Source organism: Gordonia sp. IITR100 (assembly GCF_002009645.1).
Taxonomy (GTDB): Bacteria; Actinomycetota; Actinomycetes; order Mycobacteriales; family Mycobacteriaceae; genus Gordonia; species Gordonia hongkongensis.
Genome location: NZ_MVKV01000022.1, coordinates 58,671 through 69,700, shown reverse-complemented (window position 1 = coordinate 69,700; position 11,030 = coordinate 58,671). Strand labels below are relative to the sequence as shown.

General features: G+C 64.2%; 15 protein-coding genes. 9 read left to right on the top strand and 6 right to left on the bottom strand.

Features of this window, described 5'->3' with window-relative positions; translation table 11 throughout:
• The 3 genes from B1818_RS21760 to B1818_RS21750 all read right to left on the bottom strand — a co-directional run.
• The coding region (locus B1818_RS21760; protein ID WP_254859808.1) for a transglycosylase domain-containing protein at positions 1-1,610 on the bottom strand (1,610 nt) is incomplete at its 3' end.
• A gap of 31 nt (positions 1,611-1,641) precedes the next feature.
• On the bottom strand, positions 1,642-1,875 hold the full coding sequence (locus tag B1818_RS21755; protein WP_078113983.1) for a hypothetical protein: 234 nt from the start codon (positions 1,873-1,875) through the stop codon (positions 1,642-1,644).
• A 530-nt stretch (positions 1,876-2,405) separates the two neighbouring features.
• On the bottom strand, positions 2,406-2,969 hold the full coding sequence (locus B1818_RS21750; protein WP_139363071.1) for a hypothetical protein: 564 nt from the start codon (positions 2,967-2,969) through the stop codon (positions 2,406-2,408).
• A 103-nt stretch (positions 2,970-3,072) separates the two neighbouring features.
• Between B1818_RS21750 and B1818_RS21745 the strand changes: the two genes are divergently transcribed.
• From B1818_RS21745 to B1818_RS21730, 4 genes are all read left to right on the top strand, one after another.
• The gene (locus tag B1818_RS21745) at positions 3,073-3,585 is read left to right on the top strand and encodes a hypothetical protein (RefSeq protein WP_078113981.1); all 513 of its coding nucleotides are present in this window, start codon (positions 3,073-3,075) and stop codon (positions 3,583-3,585) included.
• Between the two features lie 98 nt (positions 3,586-3,683).
• A complete protein-coding gene (locus tag B1818_RS21740; protein WP_078113980.1) occupies positions 3,684-4,199 on the top strand; it encodes a copper resistance CopC family protein in 516 nt (171 codons plus the stop codon).
• 93 nt (positions 4,200-4,292) lie between these two features.
• Positions 4,293-5,534, top strand: coding sequence for an MFS transporter (locus tag B1818_RS21735; RefSeq protein ID WP_078113979.1), 1,242 nt, complete (start codon positions 4,293-4,295; stop codon positions 5,532-5,534).
• Between the two features lie 56 nt (positions 5,535-5,590).
• Positions 5,591-5,917, top strand: coding sequence for a metalloregulator ArsR/SmtB family transcription factor (locus B1818_RS21730; protein ID WP_254859814.1), 327 nt, complete (start codon positions 5,591-5,593; stop codon positions 5,915-5,917).
• 177 nt (positions 5,918-6,094) lie between these two features.
• Here B1818_RS21730 and B1818_RS21725 read toward each other — a convergent pair whose 3' ends face one another.
• Together B1818_RS21725 and B1818_RS21720 are read right to left on the bottom strand one after the other, a co-directional pair.
• Entirely contained in the window at positions 6,095-6,526 is a 432-nt protein-coding gene (locus B1818_RS21725) for a chromate resistance protein ChrB domain-containing protein (RefSeq protein ID WP_078113978.1), read from the bottom strand.
• Positions 6,523-7,011 (bottom strand): Chromate resistance protein ChrB, encoded by a 489-nt coding sequence (locus B1818_RS21720; protein WP_254859805.1) that lies wholly within the window; start codon positions 7,009-7,011, stop codon positions 6,523-6,525. Before B1818_RS21720 ends, B1818_RS21725 begins: the two co-directional genes overlap by 4 nt.
• 148 nt (positions 7,012-7,159) lie before the next feature.
• Here B1818_RS21720 and B1818_RS21715 point away from each other — a divergent pair, with 148 nt between their 5' ends.
• Positions 7,160-7,354: a hypothetical protein gene (locus B1818_RS21715; RefSeq protein ID WP_078113977.1), complete on the top strand. Its 195-nt coding sequence runs from the start codon at positions 7,160-7,162 to the stop codon at positions 7,352-7,354.
• 37 nt (positions 7,355-7,391) lie between these two features.
• Complete coding sequence (gene chrA / locus B1818_RS21710) at positions 7,392-8,801, top strand: chromate efflux transporter (protein WP_078113976.1); 1,410 nt, start codon at positions 7,392-7,394, stop codon at positions 8,799-8,801.
• Between the two features lie 217 nt (positions 8,802-9,018).
• On the opposite strand, the gene B1818_RS21705 is transcribed toward chrA, so the two are convergent.
• The gene (locus B1818_RS21705) at positions 9,019-9,225 is read right to left on the bottom strand and encodes a helix-turn-helix transcriptional regulator (protein WP_254859803.1); all 207 of its coding nucleotides are present in this window, start codon (positions 9,223-9,225) and stop codon (positions 9,019-9,021) included.
• A 200-nt stretch (positions 9,226-9,425) separates the two neighbouring features.
• Between B1818_RS21705 and B1818_RS21700 the strand changes: the two genes are divergently transcribed.
• The 3 genes from B1818_RS21700 (at position 9,426) to B1818_RS21685 (ending at position 11,022) form a co-directional block, all read left to right on the top strand.
• On the top strand, positions 9,426-9,800 hold the full coding sequence (locus B1818_RS21700; RefSeq protein WP_139363070.1) for a hypothetical protein: 375 nt from the start codon (positions 9,426-9,428) through the stop codon (positions 9,798-9,800).
• 200 nt (positions 9,801-10,000) lie between these two features.
• Positions 10,001-10,339, top strand: a complete 339-nt coding sequence (locus B1818_RS21695; protein ID WP_078113974.1) for a hypothetical protein — start codon at positions 10,001-10,003, stop codon at positions 10,337-10,339.
• 59 nt (positions 10,340-10,398) lie between these two features.
• Positions 10,399-11,022 (top strand): hypothetical protein, encoded by a 624-nt coding sequence (locus B1818_RS21685; protein WP_176455973.1) that lies wholly within the window; start codon positions 10,399-10,401, stop codon positions 11,020-11,022.
• Positions 11,023-11,030 lie beyond the last annotated feature (8 nt).

Sequence of the window (11,030 nt, the reverse complement as noted above, 5' to 3'; positions counted from 1 at the left end):
CCGAGGGTGAAGGAGCCGAAGTTCCCGTCCTTGACGTACTGGGCCATGCTCTTCTCGCCGTAACCCGACGACCCGGGAATCGTGTACGAACGCAGGCCCAGCCGAACGGCCATGTCGACCGCGGGCTTCACGCCCACCTGCTGGAGCAGCTTCACAAACGCCGTGTTCGGCGACTGCGCGAGAGCGTTGGTCACCGACAACGAGGCCGGGTATCGGCCGGAGTTCTTGACGCAATAGGCGTTGACGGGACATCCGTTGGCCCCACCGCTGCTTCCCATGCCTTGCACCGTCACCGAATTGGGTACTGGCAGAGCGGTGTTGATCCCTATCCCCTTTTCCATCGCGGCGGCGACGGTGAAGATCTTGAACACCGAGCCGGCGCCGTCACCGACCATGGAGAACGGCTGGGGTTGCATCGTCTCGCCGCGATCGAGGTCGAGGCCGTAATCGCGGCTCGACGCCATCGACAGCACGTCGTGCGACTTCTTGCCGGGGCGCAGCGTGCTCATCACGTCGGCGACACCGTCGGCGGTCGGGCTGGCCTGCGCCTTGACCGCGCGCACGGTGGAACGCTGGACCTCGGGGTCGAGCGTGGTCTGGATGATGTAGCCGCCGCGCAGGACCGAGTTGCGGGACATGCCGTTCTCGGCCAGGAACTGCAGGGCGTAGTCACAGAAGAAGCCGTTGTTGTCCGCCGCGATGCATCCCTGCGTCGGGGTCTGCGGACGCGGCAGCACGCCGAGCGGCTTCTCCTTGGCCGCGATCAGCTCGTCACGCCGTTCCGGGAAGTTCTCGATCATCGTTTCCAGCACGACGTTCCGGCGGGCGAGGGAGGCCTCGGGGTTGGAGTACGGGTTCAGCGCGGAGCTGGACTGGACCATGCCGGCGAGCAGCGCGGCCTGCTCGACCCTGAGGTCCTTGGCGGGGATGCCGAAGTAGGTCTGCGCGGCGGCCTCGATGCCGTAGGCGTTGTTGCCGAACGGCACCACGTTCAGGTACCGGGTGACGATCTGCTTCTTCGCCTCCTGCTTGGCAGCGGCGTCGTCGAGTCCCTTGTCGCGCTTGGCCTGATCGATGAGCGTCTGTTCGAGGGTCAGCGCCATCCGCACCTCGCGGAGCTTGCGCGCGGGCGTGGTCTCCACCGCGGCCTGGCGATCGGCCTCGGTCCGGGCGAGCACGAGGAGCTGGTAGTTCTTGATGTACTGCTGATCGAGGGTCGACGCACCCTGTTGGACCTCGCCCGACGACGAGTTCTTCAGAGCGGCACGGATGGTGCCCTTCCAGTCGACGCCGTCGTGTTCGAGGAACCGTCGGTCCTCGACCGAGATGATCGCGCGGATCATGTCGGGCGAGATGTCGTTGTAGCCCACCTGATAGCGGTACTGGTCGAACAGCACCGCGATCGGCTTTCCGTCGACATCGGTCATCGTCGAGACTTCCGGCAGGGTGCCCTCGAGGAGTTCTGACGAGACATTTCCTACTGCGGCCGCCGCTCGGTTGGAGACGACGCCGATTCCGCTGGCCACGGGGTAGAGCAGGCCGGCGACGAGAACTCCGGCCAGCACGCAACAGCCAAGCAGGCGCACGATGGCGCCAACTGAGTTTGACACAGCGGTGGTCTTCATCAGTGCCATCTCGATGTCACTTGCCCGAGTCCGATCCGGAGATGAGTGGGTCTGGCTGCCTGTATTCGGCGAGCAGGAAACTGCCCGTTCTGATGGGGACATGACCGCCCTGTTGCACAGGATGTTCAGTGAAGCGCAGTTCGATATACATGTCGGGATCGGCGCCATCGAACGGCGCAAGACAGATCATGCACCGGCGACCGTAGGGATCTGTGATGTAGCCGCGGAGCCCGCCGAAGTCGGCGAGCATGGCTTTGACTGTTCGGTTGTGACAGTGCGAGGTGTTGGGACCTGGCCTACGGCGCAGCTCACCAATCACCCTTATCAGGCCAGTCATATCTGAAACCTCTCGACCGATGGCACGCCATGCGCGCCCGGAAAGTATGTGTGTGGGGGGCGGAAAGTCCGCTGTGTGCGATAGCGCATCACGGTGCGCTCGCCCGGAGGTTGCCTCACTAGTCGGTGGAGTCCTTGCTAAACCCGTACACGCTGTGCTGAGCGAGACGGTTTCGGATCTCCAATAGACAGTGCGGATTGTTCGGTGCGTGACGCGCCGCCACAGCTTCTGCAGGCAGCTGGATTCTGGACAACGTTGGGCTTTCAATGGGGCACGGAAAGGCCACAGTGAACCACCCAGTACTGCGATGAGATCGATCACGGCTAGGCCGGATCAACCGAGCATGCCTGAGGCTGCCCACGAGACGACTGCGTCACACGCGGCAGGATCTGCGAGAGAGAATGCCCAACATATGGGCGAACATTCGTCCCGACCGACCGATGTCAGGCAGAGGTGGCCATGGCGCCCCACGCCGGGGGGCCACGTCGCGGACTGGTGGAGATGTGCGCGCGACCGACCATCGGAACAACACGCACGTCACTCACCCGCACAGAAATGCAGTCCGCCGACGCGGGGATGGGAATACGCATCAGCGCCGCTGTCAGCCAAAGTGCCGACGGCACAGCTGCCGCCTGCATCCACACAGTCTGCGCGCTGGTGACCAACGCAATCACCGCTGCGGTCAGTGCGATGTGCACACCCGAAACCGTTGACGCCTGTTCCGCTCCAGACGTCGACGGCACAACCTCAAGCGAGGCATGGAGCACAGGCTGGATCGCAATTGCCGCATTAAGAACGGAGAAGAAGCTGTTATGTGTACCGGAACAGGTCATACGCAGTGCTGCGACGGTCGCGACGACTAGCGTGAGGGTGACAATGTGAAGCGGCCGAGCGCCAGCGACAACATCGGCTCCAATGGTGATTCCGATTGTGAGCACCGAGGCGAAAAACGCCGCGGCGCGGCGCACCGACCCGGCCGAGCGGGTGTCGATGGTGCGAGGCCTCATAGTCGCGAGCATAGCGATCACAACCCGGTTGGTCGATTCCCTACCGAACAGCCCAGCCCCAGGTTGGTGTTTCGATCCGCTGCTCGCCGCCTATGCTGAGCCAATGCAGGCGAAGTTCGAGCGGGCAGCAGTCTGCGGCTACGCCACTTCGTTGACCGCCGCGGCTGCAACAGCGGTGCACGGAGTTCTCGGTGGACATTTGCCCAGTGCGCTCGAACTCAGTGGGTTGTGCGTGATCTCCCTGCTTGTCGGAGCGAGCGCGGCTGGCGGAGTCGGTGTCCGCTGTCCGGCAGCGGCAGTAATCGTTGGACAAATCGGCGGATTTCTCCTGACCGCCGAGTCCTACTCGGTCACTTACACTCTCTCGCCAGCTCACGCGGCCCTAGTGATCGCGACGGGCATCGCCGTGTTCTACGCAATAGTCGGATGTGCATCGGCCATCCACCAGTTCATTTCTGCGCTGTCGCGTCAACTACATACGCTCGCAACGATTGGTTTGCCGCAGAAGGTCGAGGCAGACCAAGCCGGCTACGGGGACTCCTTGGCGCACGCGCAGCAGGCGGACATCGGCTGTGCACCCACTCGCGCTCCTCCGCAACGAGCCGATCTTCGCTGATCACGATCACGACTCCCCTCCCCGTCTCCCCACCATGGTGAGGCGAAGCACGGTACGTGCACGCAACGCTTGAACCCGTGCTCTCGAAAGGTGCCCTCATGCTTGTCCGACTGATCGGAACTCTCATCCTCTCCGCTGCACTACTACTCCCCTCGGCCCCCAGTGCCCAAGCACATGCGGCGCTTTCCTCAAGCACGCCGGCTGATGGCGCCCGCATCGAGAGCGCCCCGACGGAGGTGTCGCTGACGTTTAACCAAGACATCCAACCTCGGTACTTCACACTGGCGGTCATCGGTCCAGACGAGAAGGACTACGGAGTCGGACCGGCACGAGTGCAGAACAACACCATGTCTGTATCCCTGAACGGACTCGGACCGGCCGGAAGCTACACCGTCGGATTCCGCGTCGTTTCTGCAGATGGGCATCCCATCGAGGGGCTGTACCGATTTGAGCTCACGCGTCCCTCCACAGGCGTGGGAAAACTCGTGGCAGAACCCGTCGCCACCTCGGGTGACTCTAGTATCCCCTTCTGGCTCATCGCACTTGGCGCATTCGCGGTGCTGGTCATAGGCGGTGCTGTCGTGCTGGTGATTGCGCGCCTCCGCAATCGCTGAGCACCCTGCGCCAGCACACGCACATGTTGCGTGCGCACATGCGCACCTATACGCTGATCTGCGTCCGCGTCTGCTGCGAACGGAGAATGTGCTGTGTGGGATGTGTTGCGTCACCCGACATATCGACGATTGTTCATCGCCCAGGTCGTTGCGCTGGTCGGCACGGGACTGCTTACGATCGCGCTGGGGTTGCTCGCCTACGATATCGCTGGCAGTGATGCCGGGGCCGTGTTGGGTACCGCGCTGGCCATCAAGATGGTCGCGTACGTGGGCGTCGCGCCGGTCGTCACTGCGCTGACCGAGCGATTCTCACGCAAGCGAGTCATGGTCAGCGCTGATCTCATCCGCGGTTCGATCGCCGTCCTGCTGCCCTTTGTCAGTGACGTGTGGCACATCTACGTCCTGATCTTCCTTCTGCAAGCTGCATCGGCAACGTTCACCCCCACTTTTCAAGCGGTGATACCTGTCGTGCTCGAGCGTAAGGACGACTACACCAAAGGCCTGTCGCTGTCGCGGCTCGCCTACGATCTCGAGTCGGTAACCAGCCCAATACTCGCCGCGGCGCTGCTGACCGTTGTCAGCTACAACCAGGTGTTTCTCGCGACGTCGGTCGGATTCGCACTTTCGGCGATCCTGGTCATGAGTTCCCGACTCCCCCGCCCCTCCTTGCATGATCAGCCACGACAGTCACTAGTGGAGCGGATCACCAAGGGGGCCCGTGTGATGCTGCAGCGCCCACAGTTGAGAGGTCTGCTCGCGTTGAACCTGGTGGTTGCCGCGGCCACCGGTGTCGTCGTGGTGAACACCGTGGTCTACGTCCGCGGCATGCTCGGCGGTTCCGAGGCAGGTGTGGCGATCGCCCTGGCCACCTACGGGGCGGGATCGATGATCGTTGCTCTGGCGATGCCCAGGCTGCTCACTATCGGCACCGATCGGCGCGTGATGATCTCGGGTGCCGCCGTCGTGCCCATCGGGATCGCCTTATTGTGCGTGCTCATCGCAACCGACCCTGCGCCTGGCCTCGGCTGGGTATTGCTGATCCTCACCTGGGCGACCCTGGGCGCTGCGACCTCGCTGATCAACACCCCCTCCGCGAGGCTGCTCCGCGAATTCTCTTCCGACAGCAACCGCCCGGCGGTCTTCACCGCCCAGTTCTCCCTCTCACATGCCTGTTTCCTGCTCACCTATCCCATCGCCGGATGGGTAGGAGCGGGCCTCGGTCAGCTCACTGCCGCGCTCGTTCTGGCCTGCCTGGCTACACTCGCAGCCATCACAGCCGCCACGCTGTGGCCGGCACACACCGAGTCCGACGTGCTGGCGGAGGCTGAAAGGTGAGCGTCATCAGTACCCGAGACCAGCACCGAGACCACTACACAGATCCAGCGTCGAGCCTGGCCCACCTCAACGAACCCGACGACACCCGCCTGGCGGTGGCCACCGAGACCTTCCGCATGCTCGCCGACCCCACCCGCCTGCACATCCTGTGGCTACTCGCCCAAGCAGAAGCCGACGTCACCACCCTCACCGAGGCCTGCCACACCTCACGCACCGCCGTCAGCCAACACCTGGCCAAACTCCGATTCACCGGTCTCGTCGCCAGCCGCCGCGACGGCCGCCGCGTCATCTACACCCTCGCCGACGGCCACCTCGCCCGCCTCGTCCGCGAAGCCCTCAACCACGCAGACCACCAAGTCACCGGCGAAGCCCCCCACGACTGACCCCCCCGGCCTGAGCCGGGACATCCCGGCTCGTCGTCACTCGCTCACTACAAACGCGCGCGAGCTCTGTGCGGCCCTGCCGTGCCGCCCTCTCCGCATTGATCCCCGAAGATCGGGGGCGGGTGGTGAAATCGCACCCTGTCTCCTGTCTCCAGATCCCCCGCGATCCCTCTGTAGTCAGGAGGGGTCTCGCCCAGTCAGTGCCTTCTGGCGGAAGTACTCGTACACGCCGTCGAAGACCACATCAGAGACCGCAAGGGTGTGCTCGTCGTCGCCGATGAGAGACAGGCCCCGCAGAACCACATCGAGTCCGGGCGCTTCCGGCGCGTCGTAGCGGTCGTCTTCGATGTCGGCTTCGTGAACGATCGCGCCGATGGTCCACAGGACTGGGTCGGTGAGTTCGTAGCGTTTGAGGATGGTCTCGAACGTGCAATCACCATCGTGGTGGGTGAGGTCCACGCCGCGCATGTCGAACGCTGTGGCATCAGAAGGGACGTGGGCAGGATCGGTGACGAACACGAACTCGGGGCCGGAGTCGAGGTAGCGGCGGATCAACCACGCACACGCCGCGCGATCGATATGGACCCCGGCGCGAGTTGCCCACTTCATGACTGCCGGGCCGGCGACGCGGCCAGCGTATCGGCGAGAGACCGCACTGCCTGATCGGCGCGGTCTCGCGAGTCGGTCGGGAAATGATCGCGCCGGGTCACCTCGCGCAGTCTGCGCCGCAGGGTCTTCAACGCCTTGTCCGGGTCAGGTTCACCGAGCGCCGATCCGGCGGCGTCGACGATCTGGCCGTACTCCTCGCCGCGTGCGGACTGCAGCTCGTCGCGGATCCGCTCGAACTCGGCCAGGCTGGTCGGCGCGGCCGTCCACACCTCGGCATGCCCGCCCGCGGACACGACGTCCTCAGCCACCCACTCCAACTGCTCCTGCGTCCGAGGGCTGGCGGGCAACAACACCACTCCATCGGTCAGTTGAAACACGCCGTACTTGCGCAACTTGCGCCAGATCGCGATGCGCGGGGTCGAGGGCTCTCGCGGTACCCGGTACACCAGCATCACCCACGCCTCCGCCACTCGTGCCACCTCCACGTCGTTCACCTCCATCACACCACGAGCTCGCCCGTCGACGCAGCAAGTGACATCGCGCACCCACCACCTCAGGACGGTAGACAAAACAAATGTAACCGTGGTTGCATCTCAGTGTCGAGGAATGCACCAACCTTGAGGAGGCTCAACGATGACCCCCGCCGAGATCACCACCGCTGCATCAACCGGGCACGACGCCGGATTTCCCTTATGGATAGTCCTTTTCGTTCTCGGGGTCCTCGCAGTCAGCGCCCTCATCGCCTGGGATGACTACGTGTACACCCAGAGCAACCGACCACTGGACGTCGATGAGTTCCTTCGCGAACTCGACCGATTCCCTGGCTGACCACAGATCCACCACCACCGCAGGAGTAGCGCAGACGATGACGTCGGACACCCCGAACACCCCGCCAGGATCGGTCCCCGCCAGTCCGGAACACCTAACCAGCGACCCGTCTGCGGGAGTATCGCTACGCACCGCGACGTGGGCATGGTTCCTGATCTCGCTGCAGACCTTCGGAGGCCCCGCGGGCCAGATCGCGGTGATGCAGCGCGCGCTGGTGGACGACCGACGCTGGATCGGTCAGCGACGCTTCCTCCACGCCCTGAACTACTGCATGCTGCTGCCCGGCCCCGAGGCGCAACAGCTCGCCATCTACGTCGGCTGGCTACTCAACGGCACCGCCGGGGGCCTGATCGCCGGCATCCTGTTCGTCGTCCCGGGCGCGATCGCCATCCTCGGACTGTCGGCGATCTACGTCGCCTTCGGCGCGACCACCATCGTGGCCGCGCTGTTCGCCGGTATCGGCCCGGCCGTACTGGCCGTCGTCGCGCAGGCCGTCACGAGAGTCTCTAAACGGGCACTACATGGCCCGATACACATCGGGATCGCGGTCGCGGCGTTCATCGCCCTGGCGGTCTTCGCCGTCCCGTTCCCGATCGTCATCGCCGTAGCCGGCGTCATCGGCTGGCTGACCGGCCGCCGCTTCGTCACCGCCCAGAAAGAGATCGCCGACACCGGGCCTGCACCCATCATCGCCGACGACGCCATCCACACCGCCTCACCCAGTTGGCGCCGAGCACTCTCGGTACTGGCAGTAGGCGGGCTGGCCTGGATCGTGCCCATGGGCATCATCGTGGCCACCACCGGCGCCGACAGCGTGTTCACCCAACAGGGCACCTTCTTCACCTGGACCGCCCTCATCACCTTCGGCGGTGCCTACGCAGTCCTGGCCTACATCGCCCAACAAGCAGTCGACGTCTACGGATGGGTCACCCCCGGCGAAATGGTGCGCGGCCTCGGCCTTGCCGAGACCACACCTGGACCGCTCATCATGGTCGTCCAGTTCGTCGCGTTCCTCGGCGCCTACCGCAACCCCGGTGGCCTCGACCCCTGGGTCGCCGCCACCATCGGCGCCCTGTTGACCACCTGGGTCACCTTCGTTCCCAGTTTCGTGTTCATCTTCCTCGGCGCCCCGTTCATCGAAAAGCTCCGCAACAACAAACATCTCACCTCCGCGCTGAACGGAGTCACCGCCGCAGTCGTCGGCGTCATCGCCAACCTCGCCCTCTACTTCGCCATCCACACACTGTTCCGCGGCACCACACTGATCACCGCCGGCCCGCTGCACCTGGCACTCCCCCAACTCGACACCCTGCGACCCCTCGCCCTAGCCATCGCCGCAGTCGCCTTCGCCCTTGTCTACCCGCTCAAACAGTCCGTACTTCGCACGCTCGGAATCTGCGCCGCCCTCGGACTCCTCGCAGCCGTCATCGGGCTACCCCTCACCTAACAGCGCGGACGTCTATCGGCGCAAACGTCATAACGTAAATTATCGGCACTTGAATGGCGCTGGGGGAGAACGACTCTCAGAGGTTGGTGACGTAAGCTTGTTCGGTCACGAACCGAGGAGGCTCCGGTGGCGATGGCGGTGCAGGGCTGCACGAATGGTGCGGCCTGGGCCGAGCTCTAAGCCAACTTCTCACGAAGGTCCGACAAGTCTCGCTGGATCAGTCAGGCAGTAGGTGCGAGGCAGGGATGCCGAAGTGATCGGCCATTCGGTAGAGCGTTCCGATGGTGATGTTTTCGCGCCCGGCCTCGATCGCCGACAGGTGGGTTCGGTGCACGCCAACAGCTTTGGCTACCTCGGCCTGCGTCTGACCGCAGCTGTTTCGCGCGTCGCGCACACGCTTGCCCAGCTCCTGAAGTCTCTCCACGGTGTTGACTATATCCCACACGTATGTAGACTAAAACCATCACCGACGCCTACCGCGACAACCTGCTCGACCGCATCACCACACTCATCGCCGAGGCCGGCGCACGCCGCATCCCACCGGTCCGGGCGCTGGTCGCAGAAGCTGCTCAGCGGCAACTCAACACGGCAGTCTGTCGGCCGCAGCTGCAACAATGACCCAAATTGAACGACACCGACCTACGAAAGGGGTCAGCCGTGTGGTCCTTCCTGTATTTCGCCGTCGCCTTGCAATTGGCCGGAGTCCTCGCCCTGGCTGTCGCCAACTCGGCATACCCACACCGTCGCCGAGGGGTGCGTCTGCTCGCGGCCGCGCTCCCGGCGGCCTCAACCGTCACCCTTGTGACCGGCGCGGCCCTCACGATCGCCTCCGGCCAGTACCAAGCCGGCGACGTAACCCTGATCACCCTCATGGCGATCTTCTGCACCGTCGTCAACGTCTTGATTCTCGGGCTATTCGGATTCTGGGCCGAGCTACGCCGCGCCCTGAGCAACCGCCGGCGGCCCTCCGGCCCGCCCGACATCGAATCCATTCCCTGACGGCAGACCCGACTCCATGACGGGCAAGCTCCGCGGTGCCGGCGCCGTTGCTTTGCCCACTGTCGGCGATGGGGCGGCCGTGCCGCGGGGAATGTGCACCTGGCCGCTATCGCCGACCAGCTCGGTGCACAACTCGGAGCGGCCTACGCCGCACAGAACCAACCTCTCTGACCAAAATTCGGTGAAAGTAGTTCTGTCACATGACCACTCGCACCAATATTCGCACCCAGTTCCTCACCGACATCTACGTCTGCGCCCTCGAAGGCGGCATCGGCTACTGGTCGACCTGCATCGAATACCGGTGGAGCACCACCCAACGCGCCGTCATCGAAGACCTCGAAGACGCAGTACACGAGATCACCCTCGACACGATCGCCCGCGGAATCAACGCCGTCGCCGACGGCTCGGCAGCGGTCTCCGACTACCTACGGAACCTCATCCGAGCGGCCAACCGCAGCAACGACGCCGGCGACGTCGACGCCAACGCCGCCGACGTCATCGCCCAAGCCGGCATCTACGGCGAGGTGACCTACGGATAACCCCTCCACCTTCCGCGGGGATCGAGACGGACCAACACGTGCGCTCGTAGACTGTGACGATGGAGCGACCTGAAAGGGACTGGGTGCATCGACGGTGGTTGCGATGGATGCCTGCCTCCTCATACAGCATCGCTGTTGCCAGCGGGACCATCGACGAGGTCGTATCGTCGGGGTCGGTTGCCACCACCGGCGACGTCCAGCGGTACGCGGTCGATGATGTGGGCACCGAACTCGGCCGAGTGCTTCACAACGATGTCGAGGGCCCGAACGACGTCGGCGTCGTAGCGATGGTGACCGCCCACAATGGCGGCACTATCCTCACCGATGTCCACGGGCTGTGTGCGGTGGGATCGTTCCTCCTCCAACTGCCCAGCGAAAACGTAGCCAGTATCTACCTGCCGCCACGGAACATGACTGCGCGTGTGCAGTGGTTTAAACACGGCCAGTTAACTGGCACCGTTCACCAAGGGGTCACCTACGTTGGGGACGGATTGCAGCCCGACAGCGGGGACGAGCGATCGGCCCAACTAGTCGACGCGATACAACGCTCAACCCGCGAGCAATTCATCTATCCAGCACTCGCGCTAGCAGCCCACCTCACGGGCATCGAACTGGCAGAGAAGGACTTTGGATCGGCGTCCATGGCTCTCGTCTCCTGTCGCACACCCCTGGCACGCGTCTAGGGCGAGCC